Raw genomic sequence first — 26,608 nt, 5'->3', positions numbered from 1 at the left:
ACGGAAAGGCATCGCTGAATGGCGATCGGCCCTCGCTCCTCGCTCTATCTGCCAACCCGCTGAACGCCGCTGCCACGCCCGGTTCAGGATGGGAAGGGCAACGTCCCGTCCATCCGGGAGCGAATGGATGTGAGGGTGTTGCGATGAAGATGCTCAGAACGGGATTGCTGTTCGCACTGGCCGGTGGGGCCATGCTGGCCGCCGGGGCCGCCAATGCGCAAGACTGGCGCTATGATGATTATATGGCGCATCGTGCGGGACGCGGGGCCGAGGTGCATGCGTATCAGGCCGGGCGGGACCAGCGGGCGGCCGATGAGGCGGCCTATTATGGCGATTATCGCGCGGCGGACGCCTATGCCCATGCTGCGGCCGTACGCCGATCGGAGGCGCGGCGCGACGCACGCTTTGCCCGGCATGAGCGGCATGCCGCACGTTGGGATTACTGGCATGGCGGCGGCTGGGGCTATTGATCCTGCCGCGCAAACGAAAGGGGCCGGCGCGAGGGTTCGCACCGGCCCCTTTTCGCATGATCGCGGGCGCGATCAGCCGTCGTAATCGGCACCCAGATTCTGGTTGCGCGGCGGCGCGGCGGCGGTCAGGCGCAGCGCCTCGGCCGAAGCCTGCAGGCTGCCGACGTCATCCGCCTCGTCCTCGTCGTCGATCTGGACGCGCTGCAGGCTGTTGACCACGGCCTCTTCCAGATGGGTCGGGCGAACCGTTTCCTCGGCGATCTCGCGCAGCGCGACGACCGGGTTTTTGTCGCGATCGCGGTCGACGGTCAGATCCGCCCCGCCCGAAATCTGACGGGCCCGCTGCGCCGCGAACAGCACCAGATCGAAACGGTTGGGAATCTTGTCGACGCAATCTTCGACGGTGACGCGCGCCATGCGTGTGTCCTTCGCAAATAATGCTGGGATGAAAGCGGGCCACCTAGCAGCAAAGGGCGCACAAGTCAAAAGCCGCGGCGCGTGCAACGCATATGTCGCTTGGCTCGTTACGCTTTCGTCAGGATCACCGGGCCTTTCAGGAGTTCGCCATTTCGTCACCCGCCCCGCCCGAACAGCCCGTTTTTCCGGTCGATGGCCACCGGCTGACCCTGCTCGACACCGGCCCGCGACGGCTGGCGGCGTTGCTGGCACTGATCGAAGGCGCACGGACCAGCCTGCGCATCCTCTATTATATCTATGCCGACGACGCGACCGGGCGCCGGGTGCGCGATGCGATGATCGCGGCGGCGCAACGCGGGGTGGCGGTGTCGGTGGTGGTCGACGGATTCGGCGCGGGCGCGGATGAGGCGTTCTTCCGGCCGCTGGTCGCAACCGGCGCGCGGCTGTCGCGCTTCGAGCCGCGCTTCGGCCGCCGCTACCTGCTGCGCAACCACCAGAAGCTGGCGCTGGCGGATGCCGAGGGCCCCTCGCCCTCCATCATTATCGGCGGCTTCAATATCGAGGACGATTATTTCGGCACCCCCGCCGAGCAGAGCTGGCGCGACCTGGGTCTGTTGGTCGAGGGGCCGGCGGCGGCGCGGATGGCGGGCTATTTCGATGCGCTGTTCGCCTGGACGCAGGATGCCAAGGGGCGGCTGCGCGACCTGAACCGCGCGCTGGCCGATTGGAGCGAGTCGACGGGGGCGCTGCGCTGGCTGATCGGCGGGCCGACGCGGCGGCTGTCGCCCTGGGCGCGGACGGTGCGCGACGATATGCGGCGGGGGCGGCGGATCGACGTGATCGCGGCCTATTTCACCCCCAGCCCGACCATATTGCGGCGGCTGGACCGTGCCGGGCGTCGCGATGCCGAGGTGCGGATCGTGACGGCGGGCCAGTCGGACAATGAGGCGACGATCGCGGCGGCGCGCTTCACCTATGCGGGGCTGCTGCGCAAGGGCGTGCGCATCTATGAATATCAGCTCACCAAGCTGCACACCAAATTATATGCGATCGACGATGCGGTGCATATCGGCTCCGCCAATTTCGACATGCGCAGCCTGTTCGTGAATCTGGAGCTGATGCTCCGGATCGAGGACCGCGCCTTTGCCGACCATGTCCGCGCCTATGTCGATGCCGAAATCGCCCGGTCGGAGGCGATCACGCCCGAATGGTACAAGCGGAACACCGGCTGGTTCCAGCGGCTGCGCCAGTTCGCGGCCTATCTGCTGATCGCGGTGATCGATCCGTCGGTATCGCGGGGGCTGAACTTCGGGATCGAGTCGTCCGACGGGGATTAGGACGTCATGCCGGCAAGGGCGGGAATATGGGCGATCGTTGCCCCGTCGCATGAAAGGCCCCGGCCTGCACCGGGGCGACGCCTCGGCCGATCAATCCTTCCAGGCCCAGTAGAGCTGCGCCGGGGGCACGTTCCACCATTCCATGTCGTGGTCGATATTGTCCCAGTGCGGGGTCAGGAAGTCCTTCACCTTGGGGCTGAACTGATAGACCAGGAACGCGCCGCCGGGACGCAGCACGTCGTGCGTGCCCTGGGCGATGGCGGGGCCGACGCCGGGCGGCAGGGTCGAGAAGGGCAGGCCCGACAGGACATAATCGGCATGGTCGAAGCCATGGTCGCGCACGATCTTCTGCACGTCCGCCGCCGAGCCGTTCACCGCGGTGAAGCGGGGGTCGATGATGGTGTGGCGCAGATAGTCGCAGAAATCGGCATTGGTATCGATCGCGATCAGCTTCGCATCGGGCGCCATCCGGTCCAGCACCGGGCGGCAGAAGGTGCCGACGCCGGGGCCATATTCGACGAACAGCTTGGTATTGGCCCAGTCGACGGGGGCCAGCATCTTGCGGATCAGCTTGCCCGACGAGGGGATGATCGAGCCCACCATCACCGGATGCTTCAGAAACTGCTGAAAAAACATCTGGCCGGGCGACGGATAACCCGTGGCTTCGGTGCGGGACTTGCGCGCGGCGGTGGTCGAGCTGGGCATCGAGTTCCTGTCGTTCGTGATCCCCGCGAGGAGGAGACGCGAGGGAAACCCCCTCGTCGCACAGGTGCCGAACGACTTTCAAGCTATTGGGTTGCGCCGGGGCGGTGCATTCCACCGCAAAGCGATGGGGCGAAAGGAGCAGCGGCGATGGATCGGACGGGGCAGATAGCGGTGATCTTCGTGTCGCAGCGGACCGAGAATGACGCGGCGGGCTATGCGGCCGCAGCGGAGGCGATGGATGCCCTCGCGGCGGAGCAGCCGGGTTATTGCGGCGTCGACAGCGTGCGCGGAGCGGACGGGCTGGGGATCACCATCAGCTGGTGGGCGGACGAGGCGAGCGCGCTGGCGTGGCGGGCGCATCCGGAACATGCGGCGATCCGGGAATATGGGCGGGCGGAGTGGTATTCGCGATACGAGGTCGCTGTGGCCGAGGTGGGGCGGAGTTATGGTGGGGAGCGAGCATAAGAGAGTTGCCCGCGCCCGGCCCCAAGCACGTCCCTCCCGCAAGCGAGTTCCAGGTCTGTCATGCCCCCGGCATGACCTAAACGATGCGGGGCATCGTTTACCTGAAACTGGGATGGGGGAGGGCAAGGAGTCTCACCGAGACCATGGCCCGTAGCCTAGAGCCGATCGACATTCAGCGACGCCTTTCCGTCCCTCGCCCCTCGTAGAGGGGAGAGGGTTGCGCAGACTTGGTCTTTGCGAAAGCAAAGGCTTAGTCGGAGCTGGGTGAGGGGTGAGCGCTCGCTTCGCGAGCGCGCGAGCCTTTGGGCTCGCTCAACCCCTCACCCAAGCTGCGCTAGCCAGCAGGCTGGCAAGCTCCGCTAACCCTCTCCCCTGTCCAGGGGAGAGGGAAAGAAGAAGCAATACTGAATGTCGATCGCCATAGCCCCCCCCTCCCCGCCGGAAGGAGGGGCTTTCCCTCAAGGCTGCTTATCCCCTCTCGGCGTCAGCATTCCCGGCGTGATGAAGCCGATCGGCTGGATCGCCGCTGCATCCTGTTTCAGCCGGGCGGCGATCTGTTCGTAATCGCGCTCCATTTCAGGGGTCACGCTGGCCCGCGCCTCGGTCAGCGCCTCGTCGAACGCCGCCATGTCGACCTCCTGCGCGCCCAGCGACTTGCGCAGCGCGATCAGGCCCGCGCGGCGGACCACGTCGCCCAGGTCCGCGCCGGTGAAGCGATCGGTCCGCGCCGCCACATCGTCCAGGTCGACATCGGGAGCCAGCGGCATCTTCGCGGTCTGGATGCCCAGGATCCGCCGACGCCCCGCCTTGTCGGGCACGCCGACATAGATCAGCTCGTCGAACCGGCCCGGCCGCAATAGCGCGGGGTCGACCAGATTGGGGCGGTTGGTCGCACCGATCACGACGACCGACTGCAATTCCTCCAGCCCGTCCATCTCCGCCAGGATGGTGTTGACCACCCGCTCGGTCACCTGCGGCTCGCCCAGGCCGCCGCCGCGCGCGGGGACCAGCGAATCGAGCTCGTCGATGAAGATGACCGTCGGCGCCACCTGCCGCGCGCGGGCGAACAGGCGGGTGATTTGCTGCTCGCTCTCGCCATACCATTTGGACAGCAGGTCGCTCGACTTGGTGGCGATGAAATTGGCCTGCGCCTCGCGCGCGACCGCCTTCGCCAGCAGGGTCTTGCCGGTGCCCGGCGGGCCATAGAGCAGGAAGCCCTTGGCGGGCCGGATACCCAGTCGCCGAAAGGCATCCGGGTCCTTCAACGGTAGCTCGACGCCTTCCTTCAACTTCATCTGCGCGGTGTCGAGCCCGCCGACATCCTCCCAGCGGACGGTGGGCGCCTGCACCATCACCTCGCGCATCGCCGAGGGCTGGACGCGCTTGAGCGCCTCCATGAAATCCTCGCGCGTCACCGACAGCGTGTCGAGCACCTCGGCGGGGATCGTCCGCTCCTCGAGGTTCAGGCGCGGCATGATCCGCCGCACCGCCTCGATCGCCGCCTCGCGGGTCAGCGCGGCCAGATCGGCCCCGACGAACCCGAAGGTCGTGCGCGCCAGCTCGGCCAGGTCGACCTTGTCGCCCAGCGGCATCCCGCGCGTGTGGATGCCCAGAATCTCGCGCCGCCCGCGCTCGTCGGGGACGCCCACCACGATCTCGCGGTCGAAGCGGCCCGGCCGCCGCAGCGCCTCGTCGATCGCCTCGGGCCGGTTGGTCGCGGCGATGATGACGAGGTTCGCGCGCGCCTCCAGCCCGTCCATCAGGGTCAGGAGCTGCGCGACCAGCCGCTTCTCCGCCTCGCCCTGCACCCGGTCGCGCTTGGGGGCGATCGAGTCGATCTCGTCGATGAAGACGATCGAGGGAGCGGACTTGGTCGCCTCCTCGAAAATCTCACGCAGGCGCTGTTCGGATTCGCCATAGGCCGAGCCCATGATCTCGGGCCCGTTGATCAGGAAGAATTGCGCGTCCGATTCATTGGCGACGGCGCGGGCGAGCCGCGTCTTGCCGGTGCCGGGCGGCCCGTGGAGCAGCACGCCCTTGGGCGGCTCGACGCCCAGCCGCTCGAACAATTCGGGATAGCGCAGCGGCAGTTCGACCATCTCGCGCAGCTGATCGATGGTCGAGGCCATGCCGCCAATATCGTCATAGGTGACGTCGGCACGTCGGGCCTCGCGCGGCTCCTCATATTCGGGGCGCAGCTCGACCTCGGTGTTCTCGTCGATATGGACGACGCCCTTGGGGCTGGCCGCGACGACCGCGAGGCGGATCTCCTGGAGCGCATAGGCGGGCGCGTTCATGAATTGCGCGACGCCCGGCGGCATGTTGGTCACACGCTGCTGCCCCGCGGTCGCCACCACATCGCCCTGGCAGAGCGGCCGGTTGAAGAAGGTGCGCTTCAATGCCTGCGCCGATCCCTGGAGCCGCAGATTCTCCTGCGCCGGGGCGAAGACGACGCGGGTCGCGGGTTTCGATTCAACCTTGCGCACCTCGACGAAATCGCCCGAGCCGACGCCCGCATTGGCCCGCTGCAACCCATCGATGCGCAGCAGGTCGAGGCCCTCATCCTCCTGATAGGGGGCGACGGCGCGCGCCGGGGTCGCCTGCTTGCCGACGATCTCGACGACATCGCCCTCGGTGATGCCCAGCGCCGCCATCAGCGCGCGCGGCATATGCGCCAGCCCGCGCCCCGAATCCTCGGGACGGCTATTGGCCACCTGTATCTTGCGGGTCGGCGCGTCGCTGTCGGCCATGATGATCCCTTGGCTTGAGTGTTCAACACGAAAGCGCGGGACTTGGGGGCGGGTTCCGGGTCGCGAAAGGGCCGCCCGACGGAGCGAGGCAAAAAAAAGGGCCGATCGAAACGACCAGCCCGTAAAAGTTTTTAGGAGAGGATGCCTGAAAGGCCCGTTCCTTTTGCGCCGCAGCACGCTATGTTGCAAGTGCGAAAAGCTTGGCTAAGGTTGCAGTTTATGCAATCCTCTGATCGAGAGGATGTCACAACAACAGGTGCGAGATGCGCAGGCTTCCCCCGCTGGGTGCGATCGAAGCATTCGTCCAGGTCGTCCGCCTGGGCTCCATCAAGGCCGCCGCCGAGGAACTGGCGCTGTCCGCCCCTGCGCTCAGCCGCCGGGTCCAGACGCTGGAGCGGTTCGTCGGCAAGCCGCTGTTCGCGCGGCGGCATCAGGCGATGGTGCCCAATGAGGATGGCCAGACGCTGATGGAGCAGATCGCGCCGCTGCTCGACCAGTTGAGCGACGCGGTGGAGGCGATGACCAGCGGGCACGAGGTGCTGCGCCTGCGACTCGGGGTGCTGCCGCTCTATGCGGCGCAGCGGCTGTTCCCGCATATGGGGATGCTGCGCGCGGCGCATCCCGAACTGCATCTCGACATCGACACCGCCGGGCACGGCATCGCGCGACTGGGCGAAGGGCTGGACGCGGTGATCGCGCTGGGCCGCGACATCGATCCCTCGCTCTATGCCAAGCGGCTGGATCGCAACAAGGTCTATGTCATCGGGTCGAAGCGGCTGGTCGAAGGCCCCAACCCGCTGGTCCGCCCGTCGCAGATGAACGGCATGACCGCGCTGCTCCACCGCGAAATGCCCGACGCCTTCACCGCCTGGTGCCAGGTGGCGGGGCTGACCAACATCAAGCCCAAGGCGATCGACTATTTCGATTCGGGCGGGCTGATGCTGGAGGCGGCGGCGCAGGGGCTGGGCATCGCCTTCATGCATGCCAGCCATTTCGAACATGCGCAGGACCCGCGCCTCGTCCGGCTGTTCGATATCGAGGTCGACAGCCCGTACAGCCACTGGTTCGTCTGCCGCCCCCGCGCGCTCCAGCAGAAGTCGGTGCGGCTGTTCCACGACTGGCTGATCCGCACGCTGTATCCCGAAGCGGCGTAGGCACACGCCCCTTACCCCAAGCACGCCCCTCCCGCAGGCGGGAGGGGGAGTGGTCTCACGCCAACGACAAAAAGCCGCACGTCCATCAGGACGGCGGCTTCACGCCTTCAAGCCATTACGGGGCGACCCTGGGGGTCGCCGCCCGCAAATTACTTGATCTTGGCTTCCTTGAACTCGACATGCTTGCGCACGACCGGGTCGTACTTGTTGAAGCTCAGCTTCTCGGTCTTGGTGCGCGGGTTCTTCTTCGTGACGTAAAAGAAGCCGGTATCAGCCGAGCTGACGAGCTTGATCTTGACGGTGGTCGGCTTGGCCATGACCTGGTTCCTGTATGCGTGAAAAAGCGAAAGCGGCAGCCGGAGCCGCCGCTATATAAGCGCCGCCCATGGCCCATGGGCCCGCCCGAGTCAAGTATTGCGGGCCATTTAAGCCCCTCTTTACGCGCCCGCGACTATGCTTACACCCCCCGATCCCGGCGGGCCGCCGGACAGGGACGGGTGGAAGGAACAGGCGCAAGGCCATGGGTACAGGCGATTCGCCCCGCGAAAAGGGCATGGACGGCGCGATTCGCGATCAGCTCTGGGCGCGCATCGCCGCGCTCGACGTTCGCGCGCCCTATGCCCCCGTCGCCGATCTGGCGGGGGGCGTCGAGGCGATTCGCCGAATCGCCCATGCCCATGGCCTGGCCCCGGCGGTCACCGTCACCCATTTCATCGACCGTGCCCTGTCGCGCAGCGGCGGCACGGCGACCGTGCATGGCTGGCTGACGATGCTGACCGACGCGGTGGCGAGCGAGCGGCAGGATTTCGAGACGGCGAATCACTTCGCCACGGTCTGTTCGGCGCGGCTGGCGGGCTGAATGGATGCGCTGATGATCGTGCTGGTCGCGGTGCTGGGCGCACAGGCGGCGGGGCGATGGAGCGGCTTCGTGGTCCATCTGGCCGAGCATAGCCGACAGCCCGGCCGGGTCGTCCTGGGGGCGATGCTGGTCCAGGCGGTCATGGCGGGCCTGGCGATTGCGTTCGGCCAAACGCTGGCGCCCGAGGTGACGCCCGACACCCGCAGCTTGTTGCTGGCGCTGGCGCTGCTCGTCCTGGGGATCGGGCTGTTCGGGCGGATGACCGCGCCGCGCGCCATGCCGCCGCGTTGGAACCCGCTGGTCGCGGCGGTGATCGGCAGCGGTGCGATCCAGCTTTCCGATTCGACGACGCTGGTCATCGCGGCGGCGGCGGCGCGGTCGCCCCTGCCCTGGGCCGCGCTGCCCGGCGCGATACTGGGCCTTGCGGGGGCGATCCTGCCCGCGCTGCTGCTCGGTGAGCGGGAGTGGCGCCGCCTGCCGCTACGGGCGATACGGATCGGCGTCGGTTGCGCGATGATTCTGGCCGGAATCACCATCGCCCTGTCGATCCGGGGACTGATCTAGGGGATCGATCAGACTGCACGGTCTTTGTGCATGGACAGGCAGGGAGCATTTGCGCCATCGGATCGTTTACGCAACGATCCAGACAGCAACGACAGATAGCGGGAGCATGTCATGTCCGATATCAATCCGGCGCTCGATACGCCGACCGACCTCAGCCGCAACGCGACCGCCAGCGTCGCCGACGCGCTCAACGGCGCCCTGGCGGACTGCTATGCGCTGTACCTGAAGACCAAGAATTTCCACTGGCACGTCTCGGGCCCGCATTTCCGCGACTATCACCTGATGCTCGACGACCAGGCGACGCAGATCCTGGGCGTGACCGACGCGATTGCCGAGCGGGTGCGCAAGACGGGCAATGTGACGCTGCGTTCGATCGGCGATATCGCGCGGCGCCAGACCATCGTCGACAATGACCGCGAATTCGTGTCGGCCGCCGACATGCTGGTCGAGCTGCGCGACGACAATCTGAAGCTGGTCGAGCGGTTCCGCACCGTCAAGGACGCCGCCGAAGAGGCCAAGGACAATGCCACCAGCGGCATCGTCGACGAATGGACCGACCAAGCCGAGGAACGCGCCTGGTTCCTGTTCGAAGCCGGCCGCAAGGGCTGATCCCCCCATCCCTGCCCCATGATGCAAAGGGCCTCGGCGAAAGCCGGGGCCTTTTGTCTGGGTGTCAGACCGCCGCGGCGGGCAGCCAGGGGGCCTCGAACCGAGGTCGCCGGGGGGGCAGCGGGGAGAGCTGGCGCAGCGCGGGCAGATCGAGCAGGCGGAAGCGATGGCCCTGTCGCGAGATCAGCCCCTCGGCCTCCATCGCCCGGATCGTCCGGTTGACGTGAACGGCGGTCAGGCCGACCAGATCGCCGATGATCTCCTGGGTCAGCGGCAGGTGGAAGCTGTCGTCCTGCACCATGTCGATCGGGGTCAGCCGCGCGTGCAGATCGACCAGCAGGCGCGCCAACTGCTCCTTGGCCGAGGCGTTGCCCGTGATCGCCAGCATGTCCATCAGCGCCAACCGCTCCATCTGCGCCGCCGTGGTGAACAGCGCGCCAAGACGCGGCATCTCGGTCAACAGTTGACCAATCCGTTCATAGGGTACGAACGCCGTCACCGCCTCGGTAATCGCGGTCAGCGTGTCGGCGGCATGCGGCAGGACCATGCTGGGCGTGGCCAGCATATCGCCGGGCAGATGGACCTTCTGGATCAGCCGATCGCCGTTGCGCAGCACGATCGAGGAACTGATCCATCCCCGGATATGCAGGTAAAAGCCGCTGACGACGTCGCCTTCGCGCTGGAACGTCTGGCCGCGACGGCGCACCACCTCGGCATCGCCCAGGTTGATCAGCGCATTCTCTTCGGCCGGGGTCAGGTCGCACAAGGCGCGATAGCGGTGGGTCGGATAAGGCATAGGATGGCCTTGTTCCATTTCCCCACCCCTTTTGCCAACCGATCCCTGCATTTAGCGGGCTCACCCGCCCCCTTTCGGTTTCGCCCATCCGTAATCGGAACACCAACCGTCCTGGCCGGTTGACCCCCTGTCAGGTCAGGAGAATCGTCCCATGCTCAAGCTCGCCATCACCTTTCTCGTCGTCGGACTGATTCTCGGCGCGCTGGGATTCGGGGGGATCGGGGGCGCCTTTGTCGGCATCGCCAAGATCCTGTTCTTCATCGCGATCGCACTGTTCGTGATCTTCCTCGTGCTGGGACTGGTCGCGGGCAAGTCGGTGAAGAACGCCATCGACTGATCCGCCGATGCGCGAATTCGCGGCGTTGCTCGATGCGTTGATCTATACCCGGTCGCGCAACGCCAAGCTGAAGCTGGTCGCGGATTACCTCGCCGCCACGCCCGACCCCGACCGGGGCTGGGCGATGGCGGCGTTGACCGGCGATCTCGACCTGCCCGGCGTCAAGCCCGCGCTGATCCGCGCGCTGATCGAGCAGCGGGTCGACCCGGTGCTGTTCCGCATGAGCCGCGACTATGTCGGCGACACCGCCGAGACGGTCGCGCTGCTCTGGCCCGCGCCCGACCGGCCGCTGGACCCCGAACCCCTCTCGGTCAGCGCGGTGGTCGAGCGGTTGCGCCACCTCTCCCGCTCGGACGCCCCCGCCGTGCTGGCCGACATGCTCGACCGGTCGAGTGCGGAGGAACGGTTCGCGCTCCTCAAGATGGCGACCGGTGGGCTGCGCATCGGCCTGTCCGCCCGGCTCGCCAAGACCGCCTTCGCGCTGCATTTCGGGCTGGACGTCGACGCGGTGGAAGAGGTCTGGCATGGCCTGTCGCCGCCCTATGCCGAACTGTTCGCCTGGGGCGAGGGCAAGGGCGCGCAGCCGACGCCCGCCGACGTGCCGGTCTTCCGCCCCTTCATGCTGGCGCATCCGCTGGAGGATCTGCGGGTCGACCTGACCGACTATGCCGCCGAGTGGAAATGGGACGGCATCCGGGTGCAGATCGTCCATGTCGCGGGCCAGACCCGACTCTACAGCCGCACCGGCGACGATGTGACCCACGCCTTTCCCGATGTGGCGAGCGCCTTCGACGCGGTGGGTGCGGTCGATGGCGAATTGCTGGTCAAGGGCGAGCATCAGGGCGGTACGCTGGAGGATGGCGGCGGCGCAGCCAGCTTCAACGCGCTGCAACAGCGGCTGGGGCGCAAGACGGTGTCGGCCAGGATGCTGGCCGACTACCCCGCCTTCGTCCGGCTCTATGACATATTGGTCGACGGGACCGAGGATGTCCGCGCCCTCCCCTGGACCGAGCGCCGCCAGCGGCTGGAGGCGTTCGCGGCGAAACTCGACCCCAACCGATTCGACGTCAGCGCGGTGATCGAGGCGGAGGACTTCACCGCGCTGGAGGCCCTGCGCGCCACCGCCCGCGATGCCGCGATCGAGGGGGTGATGCTCAAGCGTCGGGATTCGCCCTATAGCGGCGGGCGGCGGGTCGGCCTGTGGTACAAATGGAAACGCGATCCGCTGACCGCCGATTGCGTGATGATGTATGCCCAGCGCGGCAATGGTCGCCGGTCGAGCTATTATAGCGACTATACCTTTGGCTGCTGGACCGAGGAGGGCGAGTTGCTCCCCGTCGGCAAGGCCTATTCGGGGATCACCGACGAGGAGTTGCGGCAACTCGACCGTTTCGTGCGCGCGCATACCGTGCAGCGCTTCGGCCCCGTGCGCGAGGTCGAGAAGACGCTGGTGCTGGAGATCGCGTTCGATTCGATCCACGAGTCCAAGCGGCACAAATCCGGCGTCGCGATGCGCTTCCCCCGAATCGCCCGCATCCGCACCGACAAGCCCGCCGCAGAGGCCGACCGGGTGGAGACGCTCAAGCGGCTGGTGACCTAGGGCCGATCGCCATTCACGATTGCGTCTTCCTCCCCCTCTCCCCTGGAAAGGGGAGAGGGTTAGCGGAGCTTGCCAGCCTGCTGGCTAGCGCAGCTTGGGTGAGGGGTCGAGCGAGCCTTCGGCTCGCGCGCTCGTAAAGCGAGCGCCCACCCCTCACCCAGCTCCGACTAAGCCTTTGCTTTCGCAAAGGCCAAGTCTGTGCAACCCTCTCCCCTCTGCGAGGGGCGAGGGACGGAAAGGCATGGCTGGATGTCGATCCGACCTAGCCGAACAGCCACGTTCCCATGACACGACCGGGCAGGAAGGCGAAGGAACCGGCGCCGATCAGCCCGGCCAGATACAGGCCGACCATGACCTTGCGATGCGTATCGATCCGCCCCGCGCGGGCGGCCGCGATCGCGCGCCACAGTCCGATCAGCGTAACCGGCACGAAGAGGTGGATGACGCTGAACTGCCCGTGATTCAGGTCGCGCAACGCCAGCGCCGACAGCGCCGCGACCGCCATCAGCCCCGCTCCACAGCTTGCCCAGCATCCGGTGCCGCGCATCGCCCTTGCGCGCCAGCAGCACATACAGCCCCAGCGACAACGCGGGCAGTACGGAGCCGAGGTGAATCCACACCGCCACGTCATGCGCCCGCGCCAGCGTCGGTGACAGGCCGAGCGCCCCCCGCGCCATGGCGGCCATAGCCATCAGCGACAAGGTACCGCCCGCGACCAGGATCGCGAGGCGCAGCGCGGGGGATATATCGGAACGGCGGCAGTTCGGGGCGGCGATCGAAAGGCTGGTCATCGGTCGATATCCTGATCGGAAACGGGTTCGTCCCTTCCTGCCGTCGCGCCGCCTGTTCGCCAGCGGTCTTGCGCGGATCGGCGGTTCCGCTTCGTGGAGCGGCCGATTTGCCATTTCGCGAAGCGCCAATTGGCCATAGGCACAAGCCCGTGATGCCCCGTTCGCGCCGCCTAGTGATCGATATCGCGCTGATGATCGGCGTGGGGCTGCTGCTGGCGGTGCTGGGACCGTTCGGGACGTTCGATGCGCATTTCGCCCATCGGCTGATCTATTGGATCGCGCTGATGCTGGCGGGCTATGCGCTGTACAAGCCGATGATGGCGGGCGCACTGACCGTGGCGGCGCGGCTGCACCTGCCCGAAATGGCGGGCTGGGCCGCCGCCGCGATCCTCGCCAGCGGGCCGATGAGCGTCATCGTCTGGTGGGTCGGGCGGCTGGGCCTGCCGCCGCGCTGGCCCGACGGGGATCAGGCGCTGCTGCTCTATGGCAATGTGCTGGTGATCGGGGGACTGGCCAGCCTGTTGCTGTGGTACGGCCAACGGCGGCGGCGTGTCGCGCCGGAGCCCCCCACGCTCGAATCCGCGCCCGAATCCGCGCTACCCGTTGCCGATCCCCGCCCCGCGCTGCTGGGCCGCCTGCCTCCAGGCTTCGGCCCCGACATCGTCGCGCTGGAAATGGAGGACCATTATCTGCGCGTCCACGGCGCTTATGGGTCGGAACTGATCCTGCTGAGGATGCGCGACGCGGTGCAGGAGGTCGCCCCCCTGGTCGGCGCGCAGGTGCATCGCAGTTGGTGGGTGGCGCGCGCGGCCGTCCGCGAGGCGCATCGCGAAGGTCGCGGCGTGCGACTGGTCCTGACCGGCGGGGTGGAGGCGCGGGTCTCGCGCGCGATGGTGCCGGTGCTGGAGGCCGAGGGCTGGTGGTAGCGGCTTGGCGGAGAGGCCATGGCCAGGCCGCTTCGTCCCTCCACCATCGCTTCGCGGCGATCCCCTCCCCAGGCCCGGCCCGGGGAGGATCGGATCAGTCGCCGACGCGCTCGATATCCGCGCCGACCGCCGACAGCTTCTCTTCGAGGCGCTCGTAACCCCGGTCGAGGTGATAGACGCGCGACACCGCCGTCTCGCCCTCGGCGGCCAGACCCGCCAGGATCAGGCTCATCGAGGCGCGCAGGTCGGTCGCCATCACCGGCGCGCCGGTCAGCTTCTCGACCCCCTTCACCATCGCAGTGCGGCCATGCACCTGAATGTCCGCGCCCATCCGCGCCAGTTCGGGCACGTGCATGTAGCGATTCTCGAAGATCGTCTCGGTCAGCGTGCTGGTGCCCTCGGCCTTGCACAGCATCGCCATGAACTGCGCCTGCATGTCGGTGGCGAAGCCCGGATAGGGCGCGGTCGACAGGGTCAGCGGCTGGAGCGGGCCGTTGGCGGCGACGCGGATCGAATCGCGGCCTTCCTCGACCGTCACCCCCGCCTCGGTCAGCGCGGAGAGCGTCGCGCGCATGTCGTCGGCACAGGCACCGACCAGTTCCAGGTCGCCGCCGGTGATCGCCGCGGCACAGGCATAGGAGCCCGCCTCGATCCGGTCGGGCATGACCGAGTAGGTGGCGCCGTGCAGCCGGTCGACACCCTCGATGGTCAGCGTCTCGGTGCCGACGCCGTCGATTCGCGCGCCCATCGCGATCAGCAACCGGCACAGGTCGACGATCTCGGGCTCGCGCGCGGCATTGCCCAGCACCGAGGTGCCCTTGGCCGTCACGGCGGCCATCAGCGCATTCTCGGTCGCGCCGACCGACACCACCGGGAAGGTATAGCGACCGCCCGACAGGCGACCGCCCGGCGCGCTAGCCTTCACATAGCCGGCGGTCAGTTCGATCTCCGCGCCGATCGCCTCCAGCGCCTTCAGGTGAAGGTCGATCGGACGGTTGCCGATCGCGCAGCCGCCGGGCAGCGACACCCGCGCCTCGCCCGCGCGCGCCAGGATCGGGCCCAGCACCAGGATCGACGCGCGCATCTTGCGCACGATGTCATAGGGCGCCTCGGTCGAGAAAAGCTGGCCCGCCCGGATCGTCATGACCCGGCCGAAATCCTCGGGCCGCGTCCCCTCGACCCGCGTCGACGCGCCGATCTGGTTCAGCAGATGGCCGAACCCGTCGACATCGGCCAGCCGCGGCAGGTTGCGCAGCGTCACCGGCTCGTCGGTCAGGATCGCGCAGGGCATCAGGGTGAGCGCGGCGTTCTTCGCGCCCGAGATCTTCAGGCGGCCCGACAGCCGGTTGCCGCCGCGAATGAGGATACGGTCCATAGACCCGCCCTCCTAGCGGACGCGCGCGCCACCGCCAAGGGTCGCGCGCGTCCGGACCGTCGAAACCCCCGACAAGCAAGAATAGGGCCGGTTGATCGATATTAATGCGAGGGATCGGCCTTGATGGCTAAGGCATTCCACCGCTTGGGGGGATGGAGTGTCAGTGTCAAAAAGCGGCCTTGCTGATCGCCTCAATCGTTGGGTTACGCTGACCCCGGCGGAACGCCAGACCCTGGCGCGTCTGGAAGAGCGGCCCCGGTCGATCAAGCGCGGCGGCGTGCTGATGGACGAACAGGCGCGCAGCGAAGAATTGTATATCGTCCAGCAGGGCATGCTGATGTGCTATGTCCTGCTCGACGACGGCAGTCGCCAGATCGTGCGCTTCCTGTTTCCCGGCGACCTCTTCGCGTTGTCGACCCTGGTCTATGGCCGGTCGCCCGATACGATCGTGGCGGTGTCGAACGCGGTCGTCTGTTCGTTCGACCGGACGCTGGTCACCTCCATCGCCGCCGAACATCCCCGGCTGCTCAGCCTGTTCCTGGTCCTCAACCAGATCGAGCGGGTCATCACCACCGACCGGCTGGCGGGGCTGGGCCGCACCACGGCGCGCGCGCGGGTCGCGACGCTGCTCCTGTCGCTGCGCGCGCAGATGCGCCAGGCGGGGATCGATGTCTCCACCTCCTTCACGCTGGGGCTGACCCAGGAGGAGATGGGCGATGCGATCGGCCTGACCGCCGTGCACGTCAACCGGATGCTGCGGCAATTGGAGGATGAGGGGCTGATCCGGCGCGAGGGCGGCCGGGTGTTCCTGCTCGCCGAGCAGCGGCTGGTGCGCGAGGCGGGCTATGTCGACCGGTTCGAGGGGCTGGACCTGAGCTGGCTGCCGCCCGGCCGATAGGTCAGCCGCGCCCGCCCGCCAGCCGTTGCAGATGCGGGCGGACCTTCAGGAAGCGCAGATAGGCCGCCTCCAGCACCCCCAGCGCGACCCGATTGCGCGCGGCGAGCCCCAGCGGGCGCAGCAGCGGGATGGCCCGCCACATCGCGGCAAAGGCCGCCGCGCCCGACAGCATCCGCCCATCCTCGCGCGCGTGGAAACGGGCGAGCAAAGCTTCACGATCGATCGGACAAGACGAACCTTCGTCGATCGCGACGAACGCGATCCGCCCGCGCCGGTCGAGCCGCCGCATCATCGCGATCTCGCGACGGCACAACGGACAGGCGGCGTCGTACCAGACGGTCAGGCTCATGGGCTCCTCACCCGGTGAAGGCGGCGGCCCTGGCCTGTCCGGGGCCGCCGCCTGCCATCAGAAAAGATCGGCGGTCATCACCTTGTTCCACACCGCGATGAAGTCGCGGACGAAACGGCGCTGGCCGTCCTCGGCGGCATAGACCTCGGCGATGTTGCGCAGCTGCGAATTGGTGCCGAAGATCAGGTCGTTGCGCGTCGCGGTGAATCGCGTCTCGCCACTGTCGCGGTCGTCGAGCGTGAAGCGCAGCCCCGCATCGTCGCGCCGGGTCCAGACATAGTCCATGCTGGTCAGCACGCGGAAGAAATCATTGGTCAGCACGCCCACCCGGTCGGTGAACAGCCCGTCCTGCGACCCGTCCCAATTGGCCCCCAGCACCCGCAGGCCACCCGCCAGCACGACCCATTCGGGGGCGCTGAGCGTCAGCAGCGCCGCCTTGTCGAGGAACAGTTGCTCGGGCGACACGCGGCCCCGGGTGATCGTCGCGAACTGATCGTCGACATAGTTGCGGAAGCCGTCGACCACGGGCTTGAGCCATTCGAAGCTGTCCGCGTCGGTCAGTTCGTCGGTGGTGTCGCGCCGTCCCGCGCCGAACGGCACCGCCTCGGCGAAACCGGCATCGGCCGCCGCCTTTTCGACCGCCGCGCAACCGCCCAGCACGATCAGGTCGGCCAGCGACACGCGCTTGCCGTCCATCGCCGCTTCGTTGAACGCCGCCATCAGCTCCCGGAGTCTGGCGACCACGGGCACGGTGCGGCGATTGACCGCCCAGTCCTTTTGCGGGGCCAGCGCGATTCGCGCGCCATTGGCGCCGCCCCGCTTGTCGCTGTCGCGATAGGTGACGGCCGCGGAAAAGGCGGTGAAGACCAGGTCCGACACCGACAGGCCCGAATCCAGGATCTGCTGCTTGAGCTGCGCGATCTCGGCCCCGTCGATCAGCGGATGGTCGCGGACCGGAATCGGGTCCTGCCACAGCAGGTCGGGCTCGATCGTCACCTCGGGCCCGACATAGCGTTCGCGCGGGCCCATGTCGCGGTGGGTCAGCTTGTACCACGCCTTGGAGAATTGCTCGGTGAAATAGTCGAAATCGGCCAGGAACCGCTCGCAGATCGGGCGATAGACAGGGTCGACCTTCAGCGCGATGTCGCTGGTCATCATCATCAGCTTATGGGTCTTGCCCTCGATATGCGCATCGGGGGTGCGCGGCGCGTCACCGTCGACCGGCGTCCATTGCAGCGCGCCCGCCGGGCTGCGCGTCTGTTCCCATTCCAGGCCCAGCAGATTTTCCAGATAGCTGTTGTCCCACTGGGTCGGGTTCTGGGTCCAGCTGCCCTCGATGCCGTTGGTCATCGTGAATTCGGCATTGCCGGTGCCCTCGGGATTGTGCCAGCCCAGCCCCATCTCCTCGATCGGGGCGATTTCGGGCGGCGCGCCGATCCGGTCGGCCTTCACCATGCCATGGCTCTTGCCGAAGGCATGACCGCCCGCGATCAGCGCCACCGTCTCCTCGTCGTTCATCGCCATCCGGGTGAAGGTGATGCGGATGTCCCGCGCCGAGGCCATCGGATCGCCGTTCGCATAGGGGCCTTCGGGGTTCACATAGATGAGCGACTGGTGCGAGGCGGCAAGCGGCTGTTCCAGGTCGTAATCGGCGTCGCTATTCTCCCCGCGCCACCGCTTGTCGCGATTGACCATCTCGTCGAACGAATCGACCTGGGTCATGTCGAAGACCTCCGGCCCCCAATAGGCCGCATCGTCGGCCTCCCACGCATCCTCGCGCCCGCCGCCGAACCCATAGGTGGGCAGCCCCATGATCTCGAGCGCGCAATTGCCGGTCAGGACAATCAGGTCGGCCCAGGACAGCGCCGCGCCATATTTCTGCTTGATCGGCCAGAGCAGGCGACGCGACTTGTCGACATTGCCATTGTCCCACCAGCTGTTGATCGGCGCGAAACGCTGCATCGCCTCGCCCGCGCCGCCGCGCCCGTCGGCGATGCGATAGCTGCCCGCCGAGTGCCAGGACATGCGGATCATCTGCGGCCCGTAATTGCCATAGTCGGACGGCCACCAGGCGACCGAGCTGGTCAGGAACTGCTTGATCTCGGCCTTCAGCGCCTCGAAATCGATCCGGGCAAAGGCGGCGCGATAGTCGAACGCCTCGCCCAGCGGATTGGCGCGCGGGCCATGGCGGTGAAGCTGCTCGACGCGCAGGCGATTGGGATACCAGTCCGCCAGCGTCGGCGGGGTGGTGAAGGCACCGCCGATCCGGTCCCCGCCAAAGGGGCACTTGCCTTCGAGAACCGTCTTATAGTCTTCCATGCCTTGGCCTCATGCGTGTCGGAGCGGGAAAGAAAATCACTGAAACACAGTGACATGCTGGCAAGATGAAGGTCAGTCCCCATCCCCGCCATGCGATGGCGTTGGCGGCATGTCGTCCCCGACCGGCGGACGAGCCCGCCGATCTTCGCGCGCAACAACGTCGCGATGGAGCGGTCGATCCTTTCGCGGGGGCGGTGGCGGTTAAAAAAATCATCATGGATCAAGTCGGTTGCTTGCGCCGCTGATGCGGATCATTTGCGGCCGCGATGCGTAGCCGCACGGAGCCCGTGCGAGCGGGCAGGCCGCAATGGAGAATGGCGACGATGCGATCGATGGCGATCATCGGGGCGGGCATGGGGGCCGGGCTGTCCTGCGCCGCGCGAGCCGCAGAGGCGGGATGCGACGTCCAGCTGTTCGACAAGGGACGCCGCCCCGGCGGCCGCCTGTCGAGCAAGACGGTTTTCGCCGAAGGGCTCGACTTCGCCTTCGACTACGGCGCGCAATATCTGACCGCGCGCGATCCGCTTTTCAGGGCCCAGGTCGCCGACTGGGAAAAAGCGGGAATCGTGGCGCGCTGGCCTGCCGCCGGGGCGGATGCCTGGGTCGGCACGCCCGCCATGGCGACGATCCCGGCGCATATGGCCGGGGCGCATCCGGTCCGCTGGTCGACCCATATCCGCTCGGTCGCGCGCGATGCGACGGGCTGGACGCTGGTCCATGACGACGGCCGGGAAGGGCCGTTCGACGCGCTGGTGCTGGCGATCCCGGCCGAACAGGTCGGCCCGCTGATCGCCGCGCATGACCCCGGACTGGTACAGCGCGCCGCCGCCTGCCCTTCGGCGCCCTGCTGGACGGTGATGCTGGGATTCGACACCCGGCTGTCGGTGGCGGACGTGCCCGCCCTTCGCGAGCCGATCGACTGGGCGGCGCGCAACCCCGCCAAGCCGGGGCATGGCGGCGGCGAGGCCTGGACGATCCACGCGACCGAGGACTGGTCGCGACGGCATCTGGAGCGCGATGCCGCCTCGGTCACCGCATCGCTGTTGCGCGCTTTCGAGGAGCAGACGGGGTCATTGCCGCCGCCGATCCATGCCGCGGCACATCGCTGGCGCTATGCCCGTTCGGCCAAGGGCGGGACGGGCACGCATGTCCGGCCCGACATCGCGCTGGCGGCGTGCGGCGACTGGCTGATCGCGCCGCGCGTGGAGAGCGCCTGGATGTCCGGTCGGCAGGCGGCGGACGGTCTGTCGTCGGGATAGCGAAGGGGGGGGCATCCCCCTCACCCGCGAATGGTCACGCCTTTTCGAGCGTGCACTGAAGCGGATGCTGGTTGGCGCGCGCGAAGTCGATGACCTGCGCCACCTTCGTCTCGGCGACTTCATAGGAGAAGACGCCGCACACCCCGACCCCGCGCTGGTGCACGTGCAGCATCACGCGGGTCGCATCGTCCATGCTCATCCGGAAAAACCGCTGAAGGCACAGCACGACGAATTCCATCGGGGTATAATCGTCGTTGAGCATCAGCACCCGGTACGGCGTCGGCTGCTTGGTCCGTGCGCGGGTGCGGGTCGCGACGCCCAGGCCGGAACCGTCATCGTCGCCATGATCGGGGCCCTGGCCGGGCCCGCGCCCCGGCCCATTGCCGGTCATCCCCGAAGGCGGGGTGAGGAGATCGTTGTTCAGGGCCATGATGAGGTAAAATATGGCATGGCGGGGGGTGGGCACAAGTCCTTCGGCGGGTCGCCGTCGCAGAAATTGCCGCCTTCAATGAAAATCGCGCGAGCGGGGGAGCAGGCGGACGTCGCGCGGATGCACCCCGCGCGGCGCGACCGGCCCGCGCGGATCGGGCGAGCGGGTCGGCGCGGCGGGCACATCCTCCAGCCGGGCGAGCATCGCGCTGCGATCCTCGACACCGGCGGTCATCAGATGGACGACGCCCTCCTCGCTGCGCTGGACCACGCCGTGGAGCAGCATCAACCGCGAAGCCATCACCGCGCGCCGATTCGCCTCGAAATCACGCGCCCAGAGCAGCGCGTTGACGATTCCCGTCTCGTCCTCGATCGTGACGAAGATCGCATGGCCCTTGCCGGGCCGCTGGCGGACCAGCACCACCCCCGCCACCTTCGCCCGCCGCCCGTCGCGCAGATTGCGGAGGTCGGCGGCGGACAACACCCCCTCCGCCGCCAGTTCGGCGCGCAGGAATGCCATCGGATGTCCCTTCAGCGACAATCGGGTCGCGCGGTAATCGGCGCTGACCTGTTCGGACAGCGTCATCGGCGGCAGCGTCACCTCGGGCTCGGCGGCCATTTCGGGGGCCTGCATCGCGGCGAACAGCGGCAGTTGCGCCGCCTTCATCCGCCGCGCCTCCCACTGCCCCTCGCGCCGCCCCTGCCCCAGCGAGCGATAGGCGTCCCCCTGTGCCAGCAGGTCGAGCGCACGACGGGGAAGCTGCGCGCGGATCGCGACCGATTCGATGGATTCGTAAGGGGCGTGGGTGGCGATGGCGTTACCCCAGGCTTCGCGAAACCCGTCGACCTGCCGGAACCCCAGCCGCAGCGCGAAGCGACCGTCCGCGCGCCGCTCCAGCCGATTGTCCCAGCCGCTGTGATTCACATCGACCGGCCGCACCTCGACCTTCCCGTTCTCGCGCGCATCACGGACCAGCTGGGCGGGGGCATAGAATCCCATGGGCTGGGCGTTGAGCAGCGCGCAGGTGAAGATCGCGGGCTGATGGCATTTCAGCCAGGCCGAAACATAGACCAGCCGCGCGAAGGACAGCGCATGGCTTTCGGGAAAGCCATAGGAGCCGAACCCCTCGATCTGCTTGAAACACCGCTCGGCGAAGTCGGGTTCGTATCCGCGCCGGACCATGCCGCCGATCATCTTTTCGCGGAAACCCTTGATGGTCCCGACATTGCGGAACGTCGCCATGGCGCGGCGCAGGCCATTGGCCTCGTCCGGCGTGAATCCCGCCGCCGTGATGGCCAGCTTCATCGCCTGTTCCTGGAACAGCGGCACGCCATAGGTCTTGCCGAGCAGCGTCCGCAATTCGTCCGCCGGACCTTTGGTCGGGGACGGATAGCTGACCGGCTCCTTGCCCGCGCGGCGGCGCAGATAGGGATGAACCATGTCCCCCTCGATCGGCCCCGGCCGGACGATCGCGACCTGTACCACCAGGTCGTAGAATTCCTTCGGCTTCAACCGGGGCAGCATGTTGATCTGGGCGCGGCTTTCCACCTGGAACACGCCGATGCTGTCCCCCTTTTGCAGCATCGCGTAAACGCGATCATCCTCCTCCTGCGCCAGATCGGTGAGGTCGGGGCGCGGCATCCCGTTGGCCTCCATCAGGTCGAACGCCTTGCGGATGCAGGTCAGCATGCCGAGCGCCAATATGTCGACCTTCATGATCTTCAGCTCGTCGATATCGTCCTTGTCCCATTCGATGAAGGTCCGCCCCTCCATCGCGCCGTTATGGATCGGCACCGTCTCGTCGAGCCTTCCTTGCGTCAGCACGAAGCCGCCGACATGCTGTGATAAGTGACGCGGTGCCCCCAGCAGCCGGTCGACCAGCATGCGCAGCCGGGCGATCTCCGGATTGTCGGGGGAAAAGCCGGTTTCGTGGAACCGCTTCTCCTCGAAGTGTCGGGAAAAGCTGCCCCAGACGGTGCTGGTCAGCCGCTGCGTGACGTCCTCGCTCAGCCCCAGCGCGCGGCCGACTTCGCGCACCGTGCTGCGCGGGCGATAATGGATGACGGTCGCGGCGATGGCGGCGCGGTGGCGGCCATAGCGGTTATAGATATACTGGATCACCTCCTCGCGCCGCTCATGTTCGAAATCGATGTCGATATCGGGCGGCTCGCCCCGCTCGGCCGATACGAAGCGCGAGAAGAGCAGGTCATGCCGGGTCGGATCGACCGAGGTGACGCCCAATATCCAGCATACCGCCGAATTGGCCGCCGAGCCGCGTCCCTGGCAGAGGATCGGCGGCTTCAAGCCGCGCGCATGGCTCACCACGTCGTGCACGGTCAGGAAGTAATGCGCATAGTGGCGCTCGCGGATCAGCGCGAGTTCCATGTCCAGCGTATCCCGTAACCGGGCCGGAACGCCCTCGGGGAACCGCGCGGCGGCCTCCCGCCGGACCAGTTCGTCCAGCCAGTCCTGCGCCTCCCACCCCTCGGGCACCGGCTCATGCGGATAGTCGTAGGACAGGTGCTCCAGCCGGAATGTGATCCGGTCGAGGATCGCGATACTCTCGTCCACCGCCCCCGGCCGGTCGGCGAAGAGCCGTACCATTTCGGCGGCGGGCTTCAGGTGGCGTTCGGCATTGGCCGCCAGCCGCCGTCCGCCGGTGCGGATGGTCAGGCCTTCGCGAATACAGGTCAGTATATCCTGTACCGGTCGGTCGGCGGGTTCGGCGAACAGTGCATCGGCGGTCGCGAGCAGGGGCACGCCCCGCGCCTCGGCCAGCGCCGCCTGCGCCGCCAGCCGCCGCCGGTCCGCGCCCCCTCTCGGCATGGTCACGCCCAGCCACACCCGCCCCGGCGCCGCCGCGACAAGCCGGTCGAGCGTCGCCGCCAGCCCCGGATCGGCACGCCGGGGCGGCAGCATCGCATCCGGCATCGGCTCGCAGGGCCGCGCGGAGGATTCCGGCAGCGCGATCAGCAGCAGATTCTCGGCATGGCGGATCAGATCGCCCAGCCCCAGGATGCAGCCGCCTTTCCTCGCGCGCTTGTTGCCCAGCGTCAGCAACCGGGTCAGCCGCCCCCAGCCGGTGCGGTCGACCGGATAGGCGACGATGTCGGGCGTGCCGTCCGCAAAGACCAGCCGCGCGCCCACGACCAGGGTCGGTGGCGGGGATCCGCCGATCTCCGCCGCTGACGTGCAGGCCTTTCGCCAGGCTTTGAGGGCGCGCACGACTCCTGCGACGGTGTTGCGATCGACGATGCCGATGCCGTTGAGGCCCAACTCATAGGCTCGGGCCACCATATCCTCGGCCGGACTCGCCCCGTCGAGAAAGGAATAATGCGTCGCCGCGACCAGTTCGGCGAAGGCGGGCATTTACGGTTCTGCCCGTGCTGGCGAGATCGTGGCGAAACTCGATCTTCCCAGCCCCACACGCCCCACCCCGGCGAAGGCCGGGGTCCAGTTTCGCACCGATGGGAATGATGGGCCGACGTCACCCCAACTGGATCCCGGCCTTCGCCGGGATGGTGCGTTACAGAAATATCGTTCTTCTCGAAAGCGCGACACCCCTCCGTCAGCGCTATGCGCTGCCACCTCCCCTTGCAGGGGAGGAAAAGGGTCACCCTCCCTCACGCGAACAGCCCGTGCACATACCAGCGCGGCCGCTCGGTCTCCGTGTAAAGCCCGTGGCGGAAGATCCAGAAGCGCCGCCCGCGCACATCCTCCACCCGGTAATAGTCGCGGGTCGGCGGCGCCATGTCGGCGCGGCGCCACCATTCGCCCGCGATCCGCTCGGGCCCTTCCGCGCGCGCCACGTCGTGCAGCTTGCGCCGCCAGCGAAAGCGCGCGGGCGGGCCGTCGGGCGTTTCGGCGGCGAGCGACTCGATCGGCTGGGGCGGATCGAACAGGTGGATGGGGCGCGACGGCGGCTCGCCCGGCTCGGGCCGGGTCCATTCGGCCCTGGGGGTCGGGTCGGTTGCGGGCAGCAGCAATTCGGCCTGTTCGGGCATATGGCTGTCGCGCGGATGGATTCGCCGCACCCGCTCGCGCCCCAGCCTTGTGCCCAGCCGGTCGATCAGCGCGGCGACCGCCTCGGTCCTGGCCTCGCCCCCCTCCAGCCGCAACTGCACCGCGTCCAGCTTCTCGGCCAGCCCCACGTCCAGCCGGATCAGGTCATAGCCGAAACCGGGGTCGAGCGGATCGGCCAGCGCCTCGATCCGCTCGCGGAACAGCCGCAGCAGCACCGCCGGGTCGCGCGTCGGCTGCCCCGTCTCGACGCGCAAGGCCTGCACCTCGCCATCGGCACGGAACAGGCGCGCGTCCCAGCGGCGGCCGCCCTCATGCCGCTCTTCCAGCGCGCGCGCCGCCTCTCCCGCCAGTTCCTCCAGCACCGCCAGCATATGCTCGGTCCGCGCCACCGGCTCGGCAAAGCGGCGCTCCACCGCGATCGGGGTCGCGACGACGCGCGGGGTCAGCGGGCTGTCCTCCTCGCCGGTCAGCCGCCGGAGCGCGGTGGCCGCCTCGCGCCCGAATCGCGCGGCGATCGTCGCCATCGGCCGCGCCAGCACATCGCCGACCGACTTCAGCCCCGCCGCGACCAGCGCCGCACAGCCATCCTCGTCCAGCTCCAGCGCGGCGACGGGCAGGCGGCGGATCGCGCCCATCTCGTCCGGGGCGGGCGCCCCCGCATGCCGCGCCAGCGCGCGCGCCGCCTCGGGCGTGTCGCCATAAGCCAGCCGGACGGTGATGCCACGCCTGGCCATCCGCGTCTCGATATCCTCGGCCAGCCCGCGCTCGCCGCCGAACAGATGGTCCGCTCCGCCCGAATCGAGCACCAGCCCCTGTGGCGGGTCGAGCGCCACCGCCGGGCTGTACCGCCGCGCGCCCTCGGCCAGCCGTTCCAGCCAGTCGGCGTCCGCCGCCGGATCATAGGGATACACCTCGACCTCGGGCACCCGCGCGCGCGCATCGGCCAGCGTCAGCCCGACCGACAGCCCCGCCGCCACCGCCGCCGGGTCGAGCGCGGCCAGGCGCATCGCCCCGCCCACCGATTCGGCAAAGGCGATCGGCGCGTCACCCCGCGCCACGAACAGGTGCGGGCGGCGTGCCCGCAACCGCTCGATCGGCAACCAGGGGAAGACGAGGGCCAGATAGCGGCGCGGGATCGAAGCTCTGCGTGTCACGGTTCCACTCCACACGCCACCGGGCGCCCGCGGGCCCTCCCCGTCGGCGCAGCAATTCCAGATCATAGGCGGGCGCCCCCGGCGCATCGGCGGCGAGCGCGCGCGACGGGGCGGGCGCGACCGACCAGCGGGTCGCGGCCGCGCTGGGCACGACCTGCCCGCCCACCCGCAACAGGATCATCATCACGCCCGAGGCTTCGGCAGCCAGCATCAACCGGCGCGAGGCGGTGAGGTCGAGCCCGCGTATCGCCCCCCAGCCCTCGGCGATGACGCTGCCCAGCCCCGGACAGCGCGCGCCATCGGCGGCGGCGCGGAGCAGCGCGGCATCGTCGGCGACCACCACCACGACCAGTTCGGCGGGGTCGAGCCCCATCGCGATCAGCCCCGGCCCATGGAGTCGCCCGCCCTGCCGCTCCGCCGCCTCGGTGCGCAGCCACAGGGTCGGCCGCGCCGCGCCGGCCAGCACGCATCCGATCGCGAACCCTGCGCCGCTGGCCGCCGATTCCTGGGAAAGCGCATGAACCTCATGGAGTTGCGCCCGCGCCAGCCGGGGCGGCGCGCCTTTTCCTTTCCCCTCTTCGCCGTCACGCGCCTGCTCCACCAGCGCGGCCGCGCGGCGCAGACGATCGATCAGGGCAAAGGGCTCCTCCATATATGTTCTTGTAATGTTCTGTTGACGGAGTCGCCAGCCGTAAAAAAATTGAAAAAAGTGCTTGCCGGATTCGAAACCCACATCTAATAGCCCGCCTCACCCCAGCCGGTCAGCCGGTTCGGAACGCCAGAGCGGGCGTAGCTCAGGGGTAGAGCACAACCTTGCCAAGGTTGGGGTCGAGGGTTCGAATCCCTTCGCCCGCTCCAGCGATCTCTCGGAAGAGATCGCCTTTGTCGCCAGCGACGATCCCATAAAATCTCACATCACTTGCATGTCGCCCTTTGTATGGAAGCGCCAATCTGTCGCGACGTTCAGCGGTCGAAAGCGACTCCTTCGCTCGTTCGGGGACCATGGCCGCCATATCGCGCG

The 26,608-nt window shown here is 68.0% G+C and carries 25 protein-coding genes and 1 tRNA gene; 13 read left to right on the top strand and 13 right to left on the bottom strand.

The window, feature by feature from the left end; translation table 11 throughout:
- The first annotated feature begins 143 nt into the window (after positions 1-143).
- On the top strand, positions 144-470 hold the full coding sequence (locus QE363_RS02245; protein ID WP_309691444.1) for a hypothetical protein: 327 nt from the start codon (positions 144-146) through the stop codon (positions 468-470).
- A 72-nt stretch (positions 471-542) separates the two neighbouring features.
- On the opposite strand, the gene rpoZ is transcribed toward QE363_RS02245, so the two are convergent.
- Positions 543-887, bottom strand: coding sequence for a DNA-directed RNA polymerase subunit omega (gene rpoZ / locus QE363_RS02240; RefSeq protein WP_042486773.1), 345 nt, complete (start codon positions 885-887; stop codon positions 543-545).
- 92 nt (positions 888-979) lie between these two features.
- Here rpoZ and QE363_RS02235 point away from each other — a divergent pair, with 92 nt between their 5' ends.
- Positions 980-2,224 (top strand): phospholipase D-like domain-containing protein, encoded by a 1,245-nt coding sequence (locus QE363_RS02235; protein ID WP_405053157.1) that lies wholly within the window; start codon positions 980-982, stop codon positions 2,222-2,224.
- A 90-nt stretch (positions 2,225-2,314) separates the two neighbouring features.
- On the opposite strand, the gene QE363_RS02230 is transcribed toward QE363_RS02235, so the two are convergent.
- On the bottom strand, positions 2,315-2,929 hold the full coding sequence (locus QE363_RS02230) for a class I SAM-dependent methyltransferase (protein WP_307101897.1): 615 nt from the start codon (positions 2,927-2,929) through the stop codon (positions 2,315-2,317).
- Between the two features lie 147 nt (positions 2,930-3,076).
- On the opposite strand from QE363_RS02230, the gene QE363_RS02225 reads away from it, so the two are divergent.
- The gene (locus QE363_RS02225; protein ID WP_309691441.1) at positions 3,077-3,394 is read left to right on the top strand and encodes an antibiotic biosynthesis monooxygenase; all 318 of its coding nucleotides are present in this window, start codon (positions 3,077-3,079) and stop codon (positions 3,392-3,394) included.
- A 458-nt stretch (positions 3,395-3,852) separates the two neighbouring features.
- Here the strand turns inward: QE363_RS02225 and QE363_RS02220 are convergent, their stop codons facing one another.
- Complete coding sequence (locus QE363_RS02220; RefSeq protein ID WP_309691439.1) at positions 3,853-6,144, bottom strand: CDC48 family AAA ATPase; 2,292 nt, start codon at positions 6,142-6,144, stop codon at positions 3,853-3,855.
- A 263-nt stretch (positions 6,145-6,407) separates the two neighbouring features.
- Here QE363_RS02220 and QE363_RS02215 point away from each other — a divergent pair, with 263 nt between their 5' ends.
- The gene (locus tag QE363_RS02215; protein WP_309691437.1) at positions 6,408-7,298 is read left to right on the top strand and encodes a LysR substrate-binding domain-containing protein; all 891 of its coding nucleotides are present in this window, start codon (positions 6,408-6,410) and stop codon (positions 7,296-7,298) included.
- A gap of 149 nt (positions 7,299-7,447) precedes the next feature.
- Here the strand turns inward: QE363_RS02215 and rpmG are convergent, their stop codons facing one another.
- Complete coding sequence (gene rpmG / locus QE363_RS02210; RefSeq protein ID WP_007407030.1) at positions 7,448-7,615, bottom strand: 50S ribosomal protein L33; 168 nt, start codon at positions 7,613-7,615, stop codon at positions 7,448-7,450.
- A gap of 203 nt (positions 7,616-7,818) precedes the next feature.
- On the opposite strand from rpmG, the gene QE363_RS02205 reads away from it, so the two are divergent.
- From QE363_RS02205 to QE363_RS02195, 3 genes are all read left to right on the top strand, one after another.
- Positions 7,819-8,157, top strand: a complete 339-nt coding sequence (locus QE363_RS02205) for a hypothetical protein (RefSeq protein ID WP_309691421.1) — start codon at positions 7,819-7,821, stop codon at positions 8,155-8,157.
- Positions 8,158-8,721 carry a TMEM165/GDT1 family protein gene (locus QE363_RS02200; protein ID WP_309691419.1) on the top strand — a complete coding sequence of 188 codons (564 nt, stop codon included), beginning with the start codon at positions 8,158-8,160 and terminating at the stop codon, positions 8,719-8,721.
- Between the two features lie 111 nt (positions 8,722-8,832).
- Positions 8,833-9,330, top strand: a complete 498-nt coding sequence (locus tag QE363_RS02195) for a Dps family protein (protein WP_307101883.1) — start codon at positions 8,833-8,835, stop codon at positions 9,328-9,330.
- 64 nt (positions 9,331-9,394) lie between these two features.
- Here the strand turns inward: QE363_RS02195 and QE363_RS02190 are convergent, their stop codons facing one another.
- Positions 9,395-10,126 carry a Crp/Fnr family transcriptional regulator gene (locus QE363_RS02190; protein WP_309691417.1) on the bottom strand — a complete coding sequence of 244 codons (732 nt, stop codon included), beginning with the start codon at positions 10,124-10,126 and terminating at the stop codon, positions 9,395-9,397.
- A 151-nt stretch (positions 10,127-10,277) separates the two neighbouring features.
- Here QE363_RS02190 and QE363_RS02185 point away from each other — a divergent pair, with 151 nt between their 5' ends.
- Together QE363_RS02185 and QE363_RS02180 are read left to right on the top strand one after the other, a co-directional pair.
- The gene (locus tag QE363_RS02185; protein WP_007407044.1) at positions 10,278-10,463 is read left to right on the top strand and encodes a DUF1328 domain-containing protein; all 186 of its coding nucleotides are present in this window, start codon (positions 10,278-10,280) and stop codon (positions 10,461-10,463) included.
- A 7-nt stretch (positions 10,464-10,470) separates the two neighbouring features.
- Positions 10,471-12,063, top strand: a complete 1,593-nt coding sequence (locus QE363_RS02180; protein WP_309691407.1) for a cisplatin damage response ATP-dependent DNA ligase — start codon at positions 10,471-10,473, stop codon at positions 12,061-12,063.
- A gap of 262 nt (positions 12,064-12,325) precedes the next feature.
- On the opposite strand, the gene QE363_RS02175 is transcribed toward QE363_RS02180, so the two are convergent.
- Positions 12,326-12,568 (bottom strand): hypothetical protein, encoded by a 243-nt coding sequence (locus QE363_RS02175; RefSeq protein WP_309691404.1) that lies wholly within the window; start codon positions 12,566-12,568, stop codon positions 12,326-12,328.
- Positions 12,569-13,006: 438 nt separating this feature from the next.
- Here QE363_RS02175 and QE363_RS02170 point away from each other — a divergent pair, with 438 nt between their 5' ends.
- Complete coding sequence (locus QE363_RS02170; protein ID WP_309691401.1) at positions 13,007-13,780, top strand: LytTR family DNA-binding domain-containing protein; 774 nt, start codon at positions 13,007-13,009, stop codon at positions 13,778-13,780.
- Between the two features lie 94 nt (positions 13,781-13,874).
- Here QE363_RS02170 and murA read toward each other — a convergent pair whose 3' ends face one another.
- Entirely contained in the window at positions 13,875-15,155 is a 1,281-nt protein-coding gene (gene murA, locus QE363_RS02165; protein WP_307101873.1) for a UDP-N-acetylglucosamine 1-carboxyvinyltransferase, read from the bottom strand.
- 163 nt (positions 15,156-15,318) lie between these two features.
- Between murA and QE363_RS02160 the strand changes: the two genes are divergently transcribed.
- A complete protein-coding gene (locus QE363_RS02160; RefSeq protein WP_309691398.1) occupies positions 15,319-16,053 on the top strand; it encodes a Crp/Fnr family transcriptional regulator in 735 nt (244 codons plus the stop codon).
- A gap of 1 nt (position 16,054) precedes the next feature.
- On the opposite strand, the gene QE363_RS02155 is transcribed toward QE363_RS02160, so the two are convergent.
- Both QE363_RS02155 and katG read right to left on the bottom strand, forming a co-directional pair.
- A complete protein-coding gene (locus tag QE363_RS02155) occupies positions 16,055-16,402 on the bottom strand; it encodes a DUF393 domain-containing protein (protein ID WP_309691396.1) in 348 nt (115 codons plus the stop codon).
- A gap of 57 nt (positions 16,403-16,459) precedes the next feature.
- Positions 16,460-18,721 (bottom strand): catalase/peroxidase HPI, encoded by a 2,262-nt coding sequence (gene katG / locus QE363_RS02150; protein WP_309691395.1) that lies wholly within the window; start codon positions 18,719-18,721, stop codon positions 16,460-16,462.
- Positions 18,722-19,035: 314 nt separating this feature from the next.
- Between katG and QE363_RS02145 the strand changes: the two genes are divergently transcribed.
- Positions 19,036-19,980 carry an FAD-dependent oxidoreductase gene (locus QE363_RS02145; protein ID WP_309691393.1) on the top strand — a complete coding sequence of 315 codons (945 nt, stop codon included), beginning with the start codon at positions 19,036-19,038 and terminating at the stop codon, positions 19,978-19,980.
- 34 nt (positions 19,981-20,014) lie between these two features.
- Here QE363_RS02145 and clpS read toward each other — a convergent pair whose 3' ends face one another.
- The 4 genes from clpS to QE363_RS02125 form a co-directional block, all read right to left on the bottom strand.
- A complete protein-coding gene (clpS, locus tag QE363_RS02140; RefSeq protein ID WP_307104689.1) occupies positions 20,015-20,371 on the bottom strand; it encodes an ATP-dependent Clp protease adapter ClpS in 357 nt (118 codons plus the stop codon).
- A 114-nt stretch (positions 20,372-20,485) separates the two neighbouring features.
- Positions 20,486-23,779, bottom strand: coding sequence for an error-prone DNA polymerase (locus tag QE363_RS02135; RefSeq protein ID WP_309691391.1), 3,294 nt, complete (start codon positions 23,777-23,779; stop codon positions 20,486-20,488).
- Between the two features lie 254 nt (positions 23,780-24,033).
- A complete protein-coding gene (locus QE363_RS02130; protein WP_309691390.1) occupies positions 24,034-25,587 on the bottom strand; it encodes a DNA polymerase Y family protein in 1,554 nt (517 codons plus the stop codon).
- The gene (locus tag QE363_RS02125) at positions 25,478-26,239 is read right to left on the bottom strand and encodes a hypothetical protein (protein ID WP_309691389.1); all 762 of its coding nucleotides are present in this window, start codon (positions 26,237-26,239) and stop codon (positions 25,478-25,480) included. The genes QE363_RS02130 and QE363_RS02125 overlap by 110 nt, the downstream gene beginning before the upstream one ends.
- Positions 26,240-26,370: 131 nt before the next feature.
- On the opposite strand from QE363_RS02125, the gene QE363_RS02120 reads away from it, so the two are divergent.
- Positions 26,371-26,445: transfer RNA gene (locus QE363_RS02120), tRNA-Gly, on the top strand.
- Positions 26,446-26,608: the final 163 nt, after the last annotated feature.

It is taken from the genome of Sphingomonas sp. SORGH_AS_0870, from assembly GCF_031453175.1.
GTDB lineage: Bacteria > Pseudomonadota > Alphaproteobacteria > Sphingomonadales > Sphingomonadaceae > Sphingomonas.
The sequence above is the reverse complement of the archived record's forward strand: the minus strand, read 5'-3'. Positions and strand labels throughout refer to the sequence as shown.

Coding starts and splice junctions, on each gene's coding strand:
- QE363_RS02245 (WP_309691444.1), top strand. CDS start 144: ATGAAGATGCTCAGAACGGGATTGCTGTTCGCACTGGCCGGTGGGGCC.
- rpoZ (WP_042486773.1), bottom strand. CDS start 887: ATGGCGCGCGTCACCGTCGAAGATTGCGTCGACAAGATTCCCAACCGT.
- QE363_RS02235 (WP_405053157.1), top strand. CDS start 980: ATGTCGCTTGGCTCGTTACGCTTTCGTCAGGATCACCGGGCCTTTCAG.
- QE363_RS02230 (WP_307101897.1), bottom strand. CDS start 2,929: ATGCCCAGCTCGACCACCGCCGCGCGCAAGTCCCGCACCGAAGCCACG.
- QE363_RS02225 (WP_309691441.1), top strand. CDS start 3,077: ATGGATCGGACGGGGCAGATAGCGGTGATCTTCGTGTCGCAGCGGACC.
- QE363_RS02220 (WP_309691439.1), bottom strand. CDS start 6,144: ATGGCCGACAGCGACGCGCCGACCCGCAAGATACAGGTGGCCAATAGC.
- QE363_RS02215 (WP_309691437.1), top strand. CDS start 6,408: ATGCGCAGGCTTCCCCCGCTGGGTGCGATCGAAGCATTCGTCCAGGTC.
- rpmG (WP_007407030.1), bottom strand. CDS start 7,615: ATGGCCAAGCCGACCACCGTCAAGATCAAGCTCGTCAGCTCGGCTGAT.
- QE363_RS02205 (WP_309691421.1), top strand. CDS start 7,819: ATGGGTACAGGCGATTCGCCCCGCGAAAAGGGCATGGACGGCGCGATT.
- QE363_RS02200 (WP_309691419.1), top strand. CDS start 8,158: ATGGATGCGCTGATGATCGTGCTGGTCGCGGTGCTGGGCGCACAGGCG.
- QE363_RS02195 (WP_307101883.1), top strand. CDS start 8,833: ATGTCCGATATCAATCCGGCGCTCGATACGCCGACCGACCTCAGCCGC.
- QE363_RS02190 (WP_309691417.1), bottom strand. CDS start 10,126: ATGCCTTATCCGACCCACCGCTATCGCGCCTTGTGCGACCTGACCCCG.
- QE363_RS02185 (WP_007407044.1), top strand. CDS start 10,278: ATGCTCAAGCTCGCCATCACCTTTCTCGTCGTCGGACTGATTCTCGGC.
- QE363_RS02180 (WP_309691407.1), top strand. CDS start 10,471: ATGCGCGAATTCGCGGCGTTGCTCGATGCGTTGATCTATACCCGGTCG.
- QE363_RS02175 (WP_309691404.1), bottom strand. CDS start 12,568: ATGGCGGTCGCGGCGCTGTCGGCGCTGGCGTTGCGCGACCTGAATCAC.
- QE363_RS02170 (WP_309691401.1), top strand. CDS start 13,007: ATGCCCCGTTCGCGCCGCCTAGTGATCGATATCGCGCTGATGATCGGC.
- murA (WP_307101873.1), bottom strand. CDS start 15,155: ATGGACCGTATCCTCATTCGCGGCGGCAACCGGCTGTCGGGCCGCCTG.
- QE363_RS02155 (WP_309691396.1), bottom strand. CDS start 16,402: ATGAGCCTGACCGTCTGGTACGACGCCGCCTGTCCGTTGTGCCGTCGC.
- katG (WP_309691395.1), bottom strand. CDS start 18,721: ATGGAAGACTATAAGACGGTTCTCGAAGGCAAGTGCCCCTTTGGCGGG.
- QE363_RS02145 (WP_309691393.1), top strand. CDS start 19,036: ATGGCGACGATGCGATCGATGGCGATCATCGGGGCGGGCATGGGGGCC.
- clpS (WP_307104689.1), bottom strand. CDS start 20,371: ATGACCGGCAATGGGCCGGGGCGCGGGCCCGGCCAGGGCCCCGATCAT.
- QE363_RS02135 (WP_309691391.1), bottom strand. CDS start 23,779: ATGCCCGCCTTCGCCGAACTGGTCGCGGCGACGCATTATTCCTTTCTC.
- QE363_RS02125 (WP_309691389.1), bottom strand. CDS start 26,239: ATGGAGGAGCCCTTTGCCCTGATCGATCGTCTGCGCCGCGCGGCCGCG.